Source organism: Paenibacillus sp. P36, assembly GCF_045866505.1.
GTDB classification, from domain to species: domain Bacteria; phylum Bacillota; class Bacilli; order Paenibacillales; family NBRC-103111; genus Paenibacillus_E; species Paenibacillus_E chondroitinus.
This window is the reverse complement of record NZ_AP038372.1, coordinates 2,430,691-2,445,616: the sequence shown is the minus strand read 5'-3', so window position 1 is coordinate 2,445,616 and position 14,926 is coordinate 2,430,691. Positions and strand designations below refer to the sequence as shown.

Annotated in this window: 13 protein-coding genes; all 13 read right to left on the bottom strand. The window is 46.9% G+C overall.

The genetic code is table 11. The features are described from left to right. Positions 1-4 precede the first annotated feature (4 nt). The 13 genes from ACKTT9_RS11145 to ACKTT9_RS11085 all read right to left on the bottom strand — a co-directional run bounded on the left by ACKTT9_RS11145 (position 5) and on the right by ACKTT9_RS11085 (position 14,923). Positions 5-490 (bottom strand): YhcH/YjgK/YiaL family protein, encoded by a 486-nt coding sequence (locus ACKTT9_RS11145; protein ID WP_407871591.1) that lies wholly within the window; start codon positions 488-490, stop codon positions 5-7. Then, entirely contained in the window at positions 487-1,467 is a 981-nt protein-coding gene (locus ACKTT9_RS11140) for an ROK family protein (RefSeq protein WP_407871590.1), read from the bottom strand. Before ACKTT9_RS11140 ends, ACKTT9_RS11145 begins: the two co-directional genes overlap by 4 nt. Then, complete coding sequence (locus ACKTT9_RS11135) at positions 1,464-2,159, bottom strand: N-acetylmannosamine-6-phosphate 2-epimerase (RefSeq protein ID WP_407873012.1); 696 nt, start codon at positions 2,157-2,159, stop codon at positions 1,464-1,466. The genes ACKTT9_RS11140 and ACKTT9_RS11135 overlap by 4 nt, the downstream gene beginning before the upstream one ends. Positions 2,160-2,196: 37 nt before the next feature. Continuing rightward, positions 2,197-3,114, bottom strand: a complete 918-nt coding sequence (locus ACKTT9_RS11130; protein WP_407871589.1) for a dihydrodipicolinate synthase family protein — start codon at positions 3,112-3,114, stop codon at positions 2,197-2,199. An 88-nt stretch (positions 3,115-3,202) separates the two neighbouring features. Continuing rightward, complete coding sequence (locus tag ACKTT9_RS11125) at positions 3,203-4,531, bottom strand: ABC transporter substrate-binding protein (protein WP_407871588.1); 1,329 nt, start codon at positions 4,529-4,531, stop codon at positions 3,203-3,205. Between the two features lie 111 nt (positions 4,532-4,642). After that, positions 4,643-5,473, bottom strand: coding sequence for a carbohydrate ABC transporter permease (locus ACKTT9_RS11120; RefSeq protein ID WP_407871587.1), 831 nt, complete (start codon positions 5,471-5,473; stop codon positions 4,643-4,645). Between the two features lie 13 nt (positions 5,474-5,486). Continuing rightward, positions 5,487-6,383 carry a carbohydrate ABC transporter permease gene (locus ACKTT9_RS11115; RefSeq protein WP_127455863.1) on the bottom strand — a complete coding sequence of 299 codons (897 nt, stop codon included), beginning with the start codon at positions 6,381-6,383 and terminating at the stop codon, positions 5,487-5,489. 211 nt (positions 6,384-6,594) lie between these two features. Next, positions 6,595-8,196 (bottom strand): response regulator, encoded by a 1,602-nt coding sequence (locus tag ACKTT9_RS11110; RefSeq protein WP_407871586.1) that lies wholly within the window; start codon positions 8,194-8,196, stop codon positions 6,595-6,597. Further along, complete coding sequence (locus ACKTT9_RS11105) at positions 8,168-9,952, bottom strand: sensor histidine kinase (protein ID WP_407871585.1); 1,785 nt, start codon at positions 9,950-9,952, stop codon at positions 8,168-8,170. Before ACKTT9_RS11105 ends, ACKTT9_RS11110 begins: the two co-directional genes overlap by 29 nt. 216 nt (positions 9,953-10,168) lie before the next feature. Further along, a complete protein-coding gene (locus ACKTT9_RS11100) occupies positions 10,169-11,305 on the bottom strand; it encodes a glycoside hydrolase family 88 protein (protein WP_407871584.1) in 1,137 nt (378 codons plus the stop codon). A gap of 42 nt (positions 11,306-11,347) precedes the next feature. Continuing rightward, positions 11,348-12,226: a carbohydrate ABC transporter permease gene (locus tag ACKTT9_RS11095; protein WP_407871583.1), complete on the bottom strand. Its 879-nt coding sequence runs from the start codon at positions 12,224-12,226 to the stop codon at positions 11,348-11,350. A gap of 30 nt (positions 12,227-12,256) precedes the next feature. Continuing rightward, positions 12,257-13,222 (bottom strand): ABC transporter permease, encoded by a 966-nt coding sequence (locus ACKTT9_RS11090; protein ID WP_407871582.1) that lies wholly within the window; start codon positions 13,220-13,222, stop codon positions 12,257-12,259. A gap of 60 nt (positions 13,223-13,282) precedes the next feature. Next, entirely contained in the window at positions 13,283-14,923 is a 1,641-nt protein-coding gene (locus ACKTT9_RS11085; protein WP_407871581.1) for an ABC transporter substrate-binding protein, read from the bottom strand. Positions 14,924-14,926: the final 3 nt, after the last annotated feature.

The following is a 14,926-nucleotide window of genomic DNA, read 5'->3' as shown; positions in this document are numbered from 1 at the left end:
TGTACTATCCTCCTATGAAAAGGTCTTTGTTGACTTTCACGACCGCTTTCCGTATGCGGGAAGGAGCAGGGTCGTCTTTTCCCATTAGACCTGGCCTATGAACATCATGAGGATAAAAGACAGCATACATGCCTGGAGTAAGCTCCAGATACTGTTCCCCAGCAGCGGAATCGTACAAGCTATAATCATTTTCTTTGCTGCTTTCAACCACAGTAAGTTCAGCAGATTCTCCCGCCCAACCGATTGTTTCTTTGCCGTCTAACAATATGTGAATGTCGATATACGTGTTGTGCTTTTCTGCCCGGGTTTCTGTCACGTCCCTTGCATTCAGTTCCATAACCGTATAGTAAATATCGTCACCTTGTAACGCATATCTGCCATTCCCAATCTTGGAGAAATCCACGCCTTGTACCTCATCTATGATTTTCCTAAGTACTGGATGGACAAACTGGCGTTCCTTACTCCAATTTTCCTTATTTCCTATAATCATAGCTGCACCCCTTCGTCTGCGTATTCCCAGATTTGCAAAGCCGCGCCGATCATGCCGCTCCAATTGCCTTGATAAGCCGGCTCGATACGAACGACATCCAACATAGAAGCCATTGTTCGACTGCGCACTTCTTGACGCAGCCGGTCAAACAGAAGCTCACCCGCTTCTGCAACGCCGCCGCCGATGACGATCAGCCCCGGATTAAACGTGTGAATTAACGAGGCGATAGCTGTCCCAAGAGCGGCTAATGTTTCTTCCATGATCGTACTAGCCAGCGGTTCGCCGACCTGCCAACGGGCAAAAACTTCGCGTGTATCCACATCCTCCACAGGAAGCCCTTCGGATATCAGCTTCTCTCTCATCCTTCTGGCGATACTGGTCCCGGATGCGTATTGCTCCAAGCAGCCCCTCCCTCCGCATATGCAAAAGGGACCTTGAAAATTAACGGACATATGGCCAATTTCACCAGCTCCGCCCCATGCGCCATGCACTAAGCGGCCTTCAACTACGATAGCTCCCCCTACCCCGGTTCCGAGAGCAAGGCATATAAAGTTATCGATTCCCTTTCCCGCTCCAAACCGCTTTTCCGTGAGTGCGAGTACATTCACATCGTTATCGACGTGTACGGGCAGATGAAATCTTTCCTGCATGATCTTCTTAAGCTCCGTCCCTTGGTAACCCGGTATAAGATCGGAGGAAAAGCGAATTTGACCGCTCGCCCATTCAATCTGCCCGGCGCTTCCGATCCCGATGCCCCGTACCCGAAAGTCGGGCTGCTCCAGCACTACTTTCTGGAGCAAATGTTCAACGGCTTCTATTGCCCGATTGCCCGTATTCATTTGCCCCGCTAAGGTGCTGAGGCTAAGCGAATGAAGGACTTCTCCCGACCTACTAACGATGCCCGCATTGATTTTGGTACCGCCTATGTCCACACCAATCGCATAAGCGGATTGAGCGTCATACCATCCGGCATTCATCGCTTCACTTCCCCCGAATCAATGCTATTACGCACGGCATTCACATATCGTGAAGTTATCAACTGCGGACGCGTAATCGCGCTTCCGACGACAACGTAGGGGACTCCGGTTTGCATCGCCTTAGCAGCATCCTCCGGTGACCAAATACGGCCTTCTGCAACGACGGGAACCTGGACAGACATGCACAATTGAGCCAACAGCTCGAAATCAGGCTCGTCTTGCTGCCGGCTGTAAGGCGTATAACCCGAAAGTGTCGTTCCGATGAAATCTACGCCCAGCTTCTCCGCGGCCAACCCTTCCTCCAGTGTGGAAACATCGGCCATAACAGCAACTCCTTGCTCATGAGCATATGCAATCAAGGGCTTCACAGCCTCCAGCCGTCCCTCGCGGTCCGTAACGTCCAAAGCAACAATATCCGCTCCAGCCGATATGATGGCTTTTACTTCTGTAAGGGTCGGGGTAATAAAAATAGCCGAACCCGGAATATCTCGTTTAATAAGTCCGATAACAGGCACATTAACTTCTTGTTTGATGCAAAGAATATCAAATACACCGTTCGTGCGAATACCAATCGCTCCGGATTGCACCGCGGCTCTTGCCATTTTCGTCATCGTGTCGCCGCCGTGCAAAGGTTCGTCTGCAAGTGCCTGACAGGAAACAATTAACCCTTTTTCAGGAAAAATACTGCTCATTCTACTCATGTGTCATCCTTCCTCTCCCAAAAATGAATTAGACTTGAGCTTGGTTGATATACGACGAGATTTTCTCGTTGATTGCTTCTAAACGGCCCATTTCCGCCTCTGGAACTGGCAAGAACGGCAATCTCGCTTCGCCGGTGTTCAAACCGCGCAGCTTTAGAATCTCTTTGCAAGCACCATACAAGGACGGGAAAGACAGCAATTCCGCAATCAGATCATTCACAATAAACTGCCATTTGCGGGCTTCTTCCGCTTTACCCTCGACATAACACTGTTCAATTTTCATAAATAACTCTGGCATAACACCGTATGTGCCGCCGATACCGCCGTCCGCACCAATGCTGCGGCCTGCCAAATACTGCTCGTCCGGACCGTTAAAGACCAGGAAATCATCTCCTCCAGCCGCTTTAAACTGCTGCAATTCAAAGGTGCTTTCGGCGGATATTTTCACACCGATGACTTTGTCTTGGGCTGCCATTTTCGTAAGTAAAGCTTTGGACAATTGAAACCCTGTTGTTTGGGGAATATGATAAATAATGAACGGCAGCGATGTGCTGTCTATCATCTGTTGCCAGTGATGTTCAACGCTTTGCGGGGACAAACGGTAATAAATCGACGGTACAGCTGATATCGCATGAGCGCCTACTTGCTCAGCATGTTTGGATAGCTCGACGCTGTCTCGGGTAGAAGGTGCGCCAACATGCGCGATGATCGTCATTTCTTGGCCAACTTCCTCCATAACTGCCTCAAGTGTTTGCTTCCGTTCTTCGACGTTTTGAAGCATCCCTTCCCCGGAACTGCCTCCCACGTATAAACCATTCACGCCAATATTGGCATAGTGACGAGCTAATTTTTTAGCTGCCTCTTTGCTCACTTCGCCTTTCTCGTCATAGCAAGAGTACATAGCTACTGTTATACCTTTGAAGCGATCTAAATCATAAGTTTTCATGTTATTCATTCTCCTTTGATTTTGTCTTGAATAAAATACGTTTCCGGTGATACGAACCCCGGAAACGTATTTTCACGTATTAAAAGATCTATTTCGATGAAGCTGCAATAATATCGTTTGATTTCTTCACCCAGTCGTCCAATGCTTGCTGAGCCGTTTTGGCCTTCGTCAATGCGGCCTGAACCTCAGGGTAGAAAGCGGCGCGAGTTTGCGGATATCCTGGAACGGACACGCCGATGTCTCCTGCGTATTTGAACAATTCAATGGTTTTGCTTTTCATTGTGCCGGCCTCATAACTTTTCGCAAGCGATTTGCGCGCTACAATGACGGATTCCGCTTGGGTCATCTTGCCCATGTTTTCCGGGTTGTTCGCAAATTTCACAAACCCTTTGGCCCATTTCATTTTCACTTCATTTTTCGTATTCCACATCCAAGTTCCATAACCAAACAATACTGTGTTTGATGATTTTCCATCTACGGAAGGGAAAGGAACAATATCGACATCGAATTTCTTGGCATTTCCTTCAGCAAACGCTTTATTCAACGTCGGTAAATTCCCGATATTTCCGAACGCCATGCCAAGCTTGCCTTGAACGAACATATCGTTGAATACCGCAGTCGCTTTTAGCCCGGCCGCGCCTGGCGGAACCACGCCCTCATCCGTCAGCTTGGTCAAGAATTCAAGCCCTTTCACGCCTTCCGGCGAGTTCAGAGTTGCCTTCGTATCGTCATCATTCCATGTTTTTGCGCCAAAACCCCATAAAATAGAATGAGTTCCTTGGTCACCGCCGGAATCCCCAGCATAAAGTCCATAACCGTACGTTTGCTTCGACGGGTCCGTCACTGCCTTAGCCGCTTTTAGAAACTGTTCGGAAGACCACGGCTGCATATTTTGAGGGAGAAGATCTAGTGCACCTTTTTCCTTGAATAAATCTTTATTCACTAATAACCCGATAGCGACCGTGCTGTTTGGATAAATATAGACCTTGTTGTCCACCGAAACGGATTTCAATGTTTTTTCTTCGAAATCTTGTTTGTCGATAATATCGTCAAGCGGAACCAGCAGGCCTTTTTTGGCATAAGACAATGGCCAGAAGAATGAACCTTGTTGAATGTCAGGAACTTCGTTCGTATTGGCGGCGACGCTGATTCGTTCATTGATTTTGTCGTCCGGCGTTACAACCATGTTAATTTTCACATTTGGATTCGCTTTTTCAAATCCTGCTTTGATGTCATCATAGACTTGCTTCACATCTCCACGTGCATCCACCCACCAAGTGAGCTCGACTTTCTCTTTCGATCCCGTTGTCGCTGCCGGCGCATTGCCCGCATTTTTTTTCTCGTCTGTTTTGGCGCATCCCGCGGCAGCTGTTAGAACTAACGCAGATGACAACAAAGTAATGGCAAGCTTTTTCATGTAAACCCCTCCAATTTTTCATTCATCAAATCGGAAACCGTAAAACAATTCTCTTACTCAGTTGGGCGAAGGCTCACCTCCTACAGTAGTATCCTAGGGGCAAAATGACATTTAACCCTTTACACCGCCAAGTGTGATGCCTTTCACGAAATATTTCTGAAAACTGATGAAAATGATGAATACCGGTATAAAACCAAGCGATGCGGCAGCCATTTGCAGCCCATAATTGGCCACATACTCCGATACGAGTGTTGAAATACCCACATTTATCGTCATTTTGGTCTTATCGCTGAGCATAATCAGCTGCCAGAGGTAATCGTTCCAGGCATACGTAAATGTAAAGATGGCAAGCGCGCCAATGGCCGGTTTAATGATCGGAAAGAATAATTTGAAAAATAATCCGATTTCAGAGCAGCCATCAATTCTTCCGGCTTCCAGCAGCTCGGTCGGCACGGATTCACTGAATTGCTTCATCATGAATACCGCAAACGGGATGGTCAACACCGGCAAAATGGCGCTTGCCAAATTGTTCACCAGACCAAGGTCCCGCATCATCGTAAATAAAGGGACAAGGGTAATTTGTCTGGGAATGAACATGGCAATTAAGACGGCGCTAAAGAAAAATTCGGAGCCTTTGAATTTCCGCTTGGTTAAAGCGTAACCCGCCATGGATGCAATGAGGACAACGCCAACTGTGGCAATAACAGAAACGAAGCCGCTGTTGTACAACCAATAAAAGATGGAGCCGTCATTGATCAGATTAGAGAAGTTCGCCATCGTTATTTTTGTAGGAATCCAGTCAGGAGGAATTTTCACACTGGAAGACTGGTTCTTAAAAGCGCCGGTAAACATCCAATACAACGGAAAGATAAACAATGCGGCAGACACATACAGAAGGATATTCCCCAATACCTTCATGATCAAGTAAGATGATTTAGCCATGAGTACTCCTCCCTTAGTATTGAATATCTGACTTCATGAGCTTAAACTGAACAACGGCCACAATCGAAATCAGGACAGTAATAATGATGCCCATTGCAGAGGCTGCGCCAAGCTTTCCATACACGAATGCGGTTTCATATAACAAAAACATAATCGTGGAAGTGGCGTAGTTGGGTCCGCCTCCCGTTAGCATTTGTACAACAACAAAGGTTTGGAAGGCCCATATCGTTGACATGACCAGAATATACAACGATGTCGGTTTCAAGAGCGGCAGCGTAATGTGCCAGAACTTTCTTGGCGCTGAAGCCCCATCGATATCTGCGGCCTCATAGTACTCAGGAGATATGTTACCCAATGCAGCTAATAGTAAAATAATAGGTTGTCCAACGTTAAAGGTCACAACGACTAGAATCAGCGCTAATAAGGCTACGCGCTCATCAGAGAGCCACATGACGGGTTTTGCTCCGAACAAGGATAAGGCATAGTTGGCAATCCCGTTCACAGGGCTATAGATCCAAGCCCAAATCAAGGAAAGAATGACTTGAGAAGTGATGATCGGCAAGTAAAACGCACCTCTGAAGAAAGAAGCAATATGCTTATGTTTGCCATAAATGAGCACGGCAGCAAATATGGCGAAAATAAATGTTAATGGCACTGTGCCGACAACAAATCCGAATGTGTTGGCGATGGAGCGTAAAAAGACGCGATCTGACATCAATTCCGCATAGTTACCAAGCCCAATCCATTCCTTCTGCCCTAGTCCGTAATCAAAAAAACTAAGATAGAAGGCGTTTACAATCGGGTAAATCTCAAAAATAAGAAATAAAATGGCGAATGGAGCAATAAAAAAGAGCCCCCAAAATTCACCTCGAATAGACCGCTGCGACGCCTTAGCAACTCTGGTCGTCATCTTCACCCCTCCAAATCATAATCTGTTATTCTAGTTGTTTTTCTTTTTGTATAGCGCTTACAGAAATTATTATAGTTTACGGAAACTTTATAAAACAGGAACGTATCTATCGGTTTTGTTCATAAAAATAAGGAGTTTTTACGGCTGTTCACTTTTCCACGATCATTGTTCACTTTTTTACGAATGTGCAAACAAAAACAACAAATCCCCCTTAGGATAAGGAGGATTTGAACTTTACACGGTATTGTTGAGGGCTTACACCCATCGTTTTCTTAAAGATTCGGCCAAAATAATTGAAGTTCTCATAACCTACCTTTTCTGCAATCGCATACACAGGCAGCTTGGATTCAAGCAATAATTCCGCTGCTTTTCCTACACGAATTTGATTGAGATATTCCGAAAAACCGACCTGCGTTTCTTTTTTAAACAAATAACTCAAATAATTTTCACTCATTCTGACTCGTTCGGCGGCATGCCTCAAAGAGATGTCCTCTGTATAATTGGATTTCATGTAAAGAATGAGTTGTTGAATATCTTCCCGGAAGTTTCCTCCCCCCAATGCTTTCCCCTGACCGCAGCAATCATCAATGAGTTGTTCAAACCATTGCTTCGCCTTACTTAATTCATCAAACTTAAGGACTTGTTTATATAGGGGTTCCTCCTGCTCAAGCTCTTTGAACAAGTCTTCCTGATAAGGTTTTAGGCCGTTCTGAATCGTATGCAGCAGATGTAGACACAATTGGATGCACTTCTCGACAGGACCCTTCCACAATTCCATCCGTTCGAAAATTCTGTCCAATACTTGCTTGATCCCCGCCGCGTTCATACGGTCCAATTCGACTTTCAATACCGTCTCATCCTCTTGCAGTATCACATTCCCCGCCGGAATATTCTCTAAGTGCTCGCCATATAAATAAACCTTTTCTTTTCCTTCATAAAAATAATTTTGGAGCGCGCGTTTCGCCTTCGAGTATACGTCTGGCAGACTCTCTATACCTTGAGACCCTTCACTGATCCCTATGCTAAGAGACAGATTAATAAATCTTCTTGCGGCCTCCATGATCTCCTTGCCGAACCTGATCGCCTCGTCAACGGGAAGGACTCCCTCCTTCTTTTTGGGCAAAAGCAGGACGATTTCTTCCTCATTCACATCTTGAAATATGCCCTCTGTGCTCTTGTCCAGCTGTAAGGAAATAAGATTCATGAACTTCATCTTGTCCGAGCTATCGGTTCGACGCTGATTACGATGAATGGTTATTAGTACAAAAACATAGCCATTCAGAAAGAATGCTTTATCTTTTTCTGCAACCTGCGTTTCTTCCGCTATGACATTCCCCTGAAAAATCCACTGCTTCAGCTGCCGCGAACCTCCATTTTCACTCCCTTCCACCGCGGGCTTTGTATCGATTTGACGCTGCCGGACCTCCCGGCTTGACGAAATTTTCTTGGAAACCTCAAGCAGCATTTGCAAAAGCTCTTCAGGCTTTAATGACGCTTTCAAAATATAGTCTTCTACTCCCAATTTCATTGCTTTCCGCACATATTCATAATCATTATGAGAACTGAGCACAATGATATGCGTATCCGGATATTCGCTCTTCACTTTCTCAATCAGCTCAATACCGTTCATTCTAGGCATGACAATGTCGGTCAGTATGATATCGGGCCTCGTCTTCTCGATAATCTCCAAGGCTTCCAAACCATCCTGTGCATCCCCGACATAGGTCAACTGGTGCTGCTCCCAGTCAATCAATGATTTTATACCTAATCGAACCAAAAATTCGTCATCTACGAGCAGTACTTTCAGAGGCATAAGCATTCCCTTCTTCAATTGTTTTGAGCGGCAAGTTGAACTCGACCGTCGTCTCGTTCGCCTTACTTTGAATATGCAAACCGTACCCTTCCCCGTATTGAAGCCGGATGCGCTCATGCACATTCCTGATACCGATACTTTGCGATGCACCATGTCCTTGCAACAAGATCAGATTGATATCATCAATTTTGTCCGGATGAATCCCTACACCATTGTCTGTAACGGTTAAAATCATTTGATTATGCTCTTGGTCAGCCACAGCTTTAATGGTAATAACCCCTCTCCCTTCCATCGGCTCAATCCCATGGTGAATGCTATTCTCTATAATGGGTTGGAGCATAAATTTGATGGCTTCCTGCTTCATTAAGGGTTCGGGAATATGAAACTCGACACTCAATTTATCGTTGTACCTCAATTTCATTAGAGTAATATAATGCTGAACATAGTCCATTTCCTCTTTAAGCGAAATCAACGTTTCTCCTCTTCCAATACTCGCTTCCATCATACTTCCCAGGCTGGACAGCATCTCCCCGACTTCCCGGTCATTGCGGATGTATGCCATCCATTTGATATTGTTCAACGTATTCAAAATAAAATGCGGGTTAATCTGCGCCTGAAGCGCTCGAAAACGCATTTCTTCTTTCTGCACATATTCCTCCTTCAGCCTTTGAAGCAGGTCCCGGATTTGTCTGGCCATGTGGTTATAGGTATCGATCAGCGTAGCAATTTCATTGGGACCCGAAAGCGCCAAGGAGCTGTTAAAGTCGTTTTTCTCTATTTCTTTCATTCGTTTATTTAAAAGCTTGACCGGCTTGGATACTCGGTAAGATATGCTGAACGCGAGCAGCATAAATACGATGACAATGATCCCGACCGTGATCATATTCGTTCTGCGCAAATCAAATATTTCTTTAAACACCGTATCATAAGGAATAAACTGTATTAATTTCCAGCCGGTTAAACCAATCGTGTCATAGCTGGCAATCCATTTCTGATGATTTTTTTCCACAATCAGCTGCCCTTTAGAGGAGTCCCATATTTTGGAGACATCTTCTGGTAAAACCTCTATGGGATCCATGCCCGCTTTCATGGAGCTGGAAATGATTTTCCCCTGTTGGTCCATGATCATGACATTGCCGTCCAATTTCGACATGTACTTGCGAAAATCGCTTTCGCTTACGCTAAAAAGCTCGATCCCGATGTTTTGATTGGTTTGCACATCTGTAATGGTTTTAATCAGCGTAACGAGCTGGCTCTTGTCATAATAAATATAATTGCGGCTGTCATTCGCCATCCAGCTAATGCCAAATGGTTCTTTTAACATCTCTTTATACCAGTCCGATTGAATATACTCGTCATATAAATCTTGTTGGACAATTTTGTTGCTTAACCAATTGCCGTGCATATCAAGCAAAGTTACATAGCTTTCCGAAAAATAAGAAGAATAAAGCTTATTCATTGCGTTATCTGCAAGCCGCAGCTTTTCATAATACGTGACGGAATTCGGCTGTTTCAGCAGGGAGGTGATATTGGGGTTCGTTGAGATGTCTACCGCGGATTTCAGCATATCCTGCAGTAATAACTCAATATTGAAATCGATTTGGTACAAAGCTTCTGATGTCGCATTGCCGATTTTATTCTCAATCACGCGCTCCAGAGGCTTATCGATCCAAAAGGCGCTAATAAATAGGGGAATGATGAGAAACAATAGAATGAAAAAAAGAATCTGGTTGTGAATAGAATTCCAGCGTTGCATTGATTTTTTCACCCATTGCATGGCGCGACCCCACTCTGCTTAAAATTTATTTGCCCTCCTCCCCCATTCTCCAATTTGAGAACGAAAACGAAGAGCAACTTTTAGGTGAAGTCTACCACACTATGCACAAAGGCACAATTTAGAGCATTGACATATATAAAGAAATAAGAGGCTGTCCCAGAAGTCATTTCTATGACTTTTGGGACAGCCTCTTCATTACCCTAAATCTCTTTCGTACCAGTACCCTGGCCCATCATGAACAAGCCGCATCAGCGCTTCCATGTAGAAGTAGTCCCCCCAGATGACAAAGTCATCCGGCGACATACCGCCCCGCACATGGTACGAGCCATGGCGGAGCAAGCCCTCTGCCTCCGGTTCGTCGCTCGTCAAGTAGTTCTCCGTGAGCGACTTCATGCAGCGGAACACCGCCTGCTCGAACCGCTCCCGGTCGGGGTCCCCCTCCGACAGGCAACCCACTAGCTCCAGCATGCCGCAGCAGGCAATCGCCGTCGCGGAGCTGTCCCGCGATGTGCCCTCGCCGACTGGCACGTCAAAATCCCAATACGTCACCTGATCCTCCGGCAGACGCGAGATAAAGTAGGCGGCCATCCGTCGCGAGACCTCCAAATACACCGGATTCTTCGTATACTTGTACGAAAGAATGAAGCCATAGATGCCCCACGCCTGCCCGCGCGTCCACGTGGACCCGTCATGGTAGCCCTGGTGAGTACCACCACCGACAGGCTCCCCATTCTCCTGGTTAAAATAGAACGTATGGTACGACGAATCATCCCCTCGCACCAAATACCGGCGGCTCTTCTCCGCATGAGCCACAGCAACATCCAGATACTGCTGATCCCCTGTCTGTTCATACGCCCAGTACAACAAAGGAAGGTTCAGCAGGCAGTCGATAATGATCCGACCTCCATTTTTCGAATCACCCGCAGGGCCCCACGCCTGGATATATCCGCCAGCCGGGCGCCATCTTTTCAGCAATGTATTCGCCGCTGCCAGACCCAGCTCCTGTGCCTCCTGCTCTCCCTCCAGCATCCACCAAGCTACCGCTGAAGGCAAATACAGAAAGCCAATATCATGGTGATCCAGCACCTTGAATGTGTCTAACCGGCGACGGAAGCTGTGCACCGTACGGACGGCCGCTTCCCGAAACTCACGGTCGCCCGAAGCCTCATAGCTCAGCCAGAGCATCCCGGACCAGAAGCCCTCCGTCCAATCCTGATGATCGCTTCTTTTATAATCTCCGCCATCAAGGCCGGTCCACGGGAACAAGTCCCCGAATTTATCAATATTGCGCCGTGTCTTCTCCACAGCATGCTCTAACGCTTCTACCCACATCGGTAAACGCCCCTTTCTTTTGTTCCAATCGGCCTCACCCAACTACCCCTTCACGGCCCCGACCATAACGCCTTTAATGAAAAAGCGCTGCAAGAACGGATACACGCAGAGAATCGGCAGCGTCGCCACAACGATGGTGGCATATTTGATTGTCTCCCCAATCTGGAACATATCCCCGCCTGTCCCCGAAGACATGCTATCGGTGGAGTTCGAAATGAGAATTTCCCGCAAAATAATTTGCAGAGGAAACAGCTCCCGATCCTTCAAGAAAATCGAAGCGTAAAACCAACCGTTCCACTTATCGACCGCATAATACAAAGCGATAACGGCCAGCGTTGGCAGCGACAGCGGGATAATAATCCGAAACAGCAATACAAAATGATTTGCCCCATCGATCTTCGCCGACTCCTCAAGCGCATCGGGAATGGACGCGAAAGCCGTCCGCATGATGATGAGATTGAATGTGCTCACAGCAAAAGGAATGATGATAGACCATAGCGAATCGAGCAAACCAACGCCTTTGACAATCAAATACATCGGAATCAACCCGCCGCTGAAGAACATCGTGAACAGAATGAAAAACATAATCCATTTGCTCCAGAATACGTTCTTGCGGGAAAGCACGAAAGCGCCAAGCGCTGTCAAAAGCAGATTAAACACAACGCCGACAATTACAATAAACAGCGTGTTCCCGTAACCGACGATAATCGCAGAATTTGAAAAAACAAGCTTATACGCTTCAATATTAAAGCCGAGCGGCCGCCACAAGACACCTTCGTGAGACACAATTCGGTTGGCATCGCTGAACGAAGCGAACAACACATGCAGCAGCGGATAAATCGTAGCCGCCATCAAAAACGTTAACACCGTATAAATTACCGTGTTAAAAATTCGCTCTTCCCATTTGGAATGGATCGACATTCGAATACTCCCTTTCTCCTTAAATTCAACCTACCATAAGCTGTTATCCGTCATCCTCTTACTGAACCGGTTCGCCGCAATCAGCAGAATGAGATTCAAAACTGAGTTAAACAACCCGACAGCCGAGCTGTAGCTCCAGTTAAATTCGAGCAAACCCTTTCGATACACGAAAGAAGATATAACGTCGGCCGTCTCATATACAACCGGATTGTAGAGCAGAATAATTTTTTCAAATCCGACATTCAGCAGGTTACCCGACCGCAAAATAAACATAATGACGATAACCGGCAAAATGCCCGGCAACGTAATGTTCCAAATCTGCTGCAGTCTGGAGGCGCCGTCAATCCGCGCTGCTTCATACTGCTCCTGATCAATGCCCGTGAGCGCCGCCATGTAAATAATGGACTCCCAGCCTATGCGCTGCCAAATGTCCGAGATCACATAAAGCGAGCGGAACAGTTCCGGCTTTTGCAGCATCGCCTGACCATCCGTCCCCATCACCGAGACAAAAAATGTATTAATAAAGCCGCCGCTGTTCGTGAAATCCTTAATCATCCCGCAGATCACGATCATAGAGATGAAATAAGGCATGTAAGTAATGGACTGCGCTGTCTTTTTGAAGGTTTTATTCTTCACTTCGTTCAGAAGCAGGGCAAGCAGAATCGGCATCGGAAATTCAAACAAAAGCGAATATAAGCTGATCAGAATCGTGTTTTTAAAAATACGCCAAAAATAATAGCTGCTGAAGAAGCTCTCAAAATGAGCTAAGCCGACCCATGGGCTGTCCATAATGCCCTTCATGGGCGAGTAGTTTTTAAAGGCGATCAACGCGCCGTACATCGGAGCATAGTGAAACAAGACGTAGTACGCCAACACAGGTAAAATCATGAGATATAAATATTTATTCGTGATAAAATCTTTCGCAACAGTTCTCCGTAAAGAACCGGTACGGGTCGGAGCAGCAGGTGCAGCGGTTGTCTGCAGGTTCCGGTTCATGCTCAACACTCCTCTATTTATAAGTGGGGAGAGGCATAAAGCCTCTCCTTGCCAAACGGATTAACGCTTGTTGTAACGATCTAAAGCAGCTTTTTCAATCGCAATGGCGCGATCAATTTTGAGCGATTTGATTTTATCCACATACTTGTCGAACGAATCAATCGGCTCGGAGCCCAAAATAATTTTCAACGACATCTCGCCTACAAGCGTATTCACGTCGTTCATGATTGTCGCAAACTCCGTGCTTTCATCCGGCGTAGGCGTGATCGGCGGCAGCAGATATTTCTCTGCATCCGTGTTGGACCACACCGTGATCCCGTCTTTTTGCTCCGGCATCGTCAAGTACTGCTCGATATACCTTTTGTCCTGTACGAACGGACCGTTATAGCCGGAGCGCGCATACATCGCAAGTGCTTGCGCAGGCGCGAGCTTATCCGGGTTCTTCATGACGTAATCCGTATACTTCGGATACCCGTTGTCCATCTTGTAGCTCACACCTTCAACCCCGAAGTTGAAGAAATTGTGGCCTTCTTCACCGTAAGCGTAGTCAAGCAAACGTGCGGCTGTTTCCACATTTTTGGAATTAGCTGTAATCGCAACGCCGCCCGTCGGTACAAAAGCAAAGTCTTTTTGTCCGAACTTCGGCTTATCGCCGTTCTTCATCACAGGATAGGGAGCTGGAGCAAATTGCGCCTTCGGCTCTTTCTCCTTCACGATCGGCTGCCATTTGCCAATGCCCGCGCCCGAATTCCATACCGTCGCCGCGCTTTTGCCGGACGTCATGTTGGAATCCATCGTTTTGGTATCCACGGTGGCAATGTTTTTATCGATCAAGCCCTCGGCATACCATTTCTGCATCGTAGCCAGGAATTGCTTATAGCCGGGCTCCATCGGGCCGTACTTGATTTTGCCGTCTTCTTGGTAGAAGTTTTTAATGACCCCGAACGCCCCAATGAACGCACCGCCATCCAGGCCAAACAATGCCGTCGGCATACCCAGGAACGTCAGCGGTGCCGCTACGCCTTTCTTCTCCTTAAACGCTTTCAGCACGTTATACCAATCGTCGATCGTTTGCGGCATTGGCAAGCCCAGCTCGTCCAACCAGTCCTTCCGAATGATCGGGCCTTGGTATGTTTTGAGCAGATCATCGCCGCGAATGAACGGGAAGGCATAGTAGCTGCCGCTGTCGGTTTTTATTTGCTTATCCACTTCCGGGTGCTCTTTCAAATACTTCTTCAAGTTCGGTGCGTACTTATCGATCGCATCATTCAACTTTAAAATGTAGCCGTCATTGATTGCCTTTTCCGGACCGCCTGGGAATGCGGAGCTCCACGAATATTCGATCATGTCAGGCAGCTCGCCGGAGGCCAGCAGCACGTTCAGCGCTTCTTTTGCTTGATTCGCAGGCGGTTGAATAAATTTCAGATTGATGCCTGTCCGCTTCTGCCACTCTTGGAAGAATGGCACCTCCTGGAACGTCGGTTTCACGCTGCCGATATTCCCATTGAGCTCCGCCCAATACGTGAGGGTTTTATCCGATTTCATCGGATAGCTGAATGTCCCTGCAGCCGTTGCCGGTGGGGAAGAGCTTGCTCCATCCTTCGGCTGATCGGCAGGCGCTTCCTTAGAACAAGCCGCGAGCACGGAGCCCGACAGCGCCAGCAGTGTGGCTAATGTTACAATTTTTTTCGTTGCTTGCATAAC

What these genes read in the sequence shown, in the direction of transcription:
- ACKTT9_RS11145 (WP_407871591.1), bottom strand. Translation starts at nt 490, where the DNA reads ATGATTATAGGAAATAAGGAAAATTGGAGTAAGGAACGCCAGTTTGTC.
- ACKTT9_RS11140 (WP_407871590.1), bottom strand. Translation starts at nt 1,467, where the DNA reads ATGAATGCCGGATGGTATGACGCTCAATCCGCTTATGCGATTGGTGTG.
- ACKTT9_RS11135 (WP_407873012.1), bottom strand. Translation starts at nt 2,159, where the DNA reads ATGAGCAGTATTTTTCCTGAAAAAGGGTTAATTGTTTCCTGTCAGGCA.
- ACKTT9_RS11130 (WP_407871589.1), bottom strand. Translation starts at nt 3,114, where the DNA reads ATGAAAACTTATGATTTAGATCGCTTCAAAGGTATAACAGTAGCTATG.
- ACKTT9_RS11125 (WP_407871588.1), bottom strand. Translation starts at nt 4,531, where the DNA reads ATGAAAAAGCTTGCCATTACTTTGTTGTCATCTGCGTTAGTTCTAACA.
- ACKTT9_RS11120 (WP_407871587.1), bottom strand. Translation starts at nt 5,473, where the DNA reads ATGGCTAAATCATCTTACTTGATCATGAAGGTATTGGGGAATATCCTT.
- ACKTT9_RS11115 (WP_127455863.1), bottom strand. Translation starts at nt 6,383, where the DNA reads ATGACGACCAGAGTTGCTAAGGCGTCGCAGCGGTCTATTCGAGGTGAA.
- ACKTT9_RS11110 (WP_407871586.1), bottom strand. Translation starts at nt 8,196, where the DNA reads ATGCCTCTGAAAGTACTGCTCGTAGATGACGAATTTTTGGTTCGATTA.
- ACKTT9_RS11105 (WP_407871585.1), bottom strand. Translation starts at nt 9,952, where the DNA reads ATGCAACGCTGGAATTCTATTCACAACCAGATTCTTTTTTTCATTCTA.
- ACKTT9_RS11100 (WP_407871584.1), bottom strand. Translation starts at nt 11,305, where the DNA reads ATGTGGGTAGAAGCGTTAGAGCATGCTGTGGAGAAGACACGGCGCAAT.
- ACKTT9_RS11095 (WP_407871583.1), bottom strand. Translation starts at nt 12,226, where the DNA reads ATGTCGATCCATTCCAAATGGGAAGAGCGAATTTTTAACACGGTAATT.
- ACKTT9_RS11090 (WP_407871582.1), bottom strand. Translation starts at nt 13,222, where the DNA reads ATGAACCGGAACCTGCAGACAACCGCTGCACCTGCTGCTCCGACCCGT.
- ACKTT9_RS11085 (WP_407871581.1), bottom strand. Translation starts at nt 14,923, where the DNA reads ATGCAAGCAACGAAAAAAATTGTAACATTAGCCACACTGCTGGCGCTG.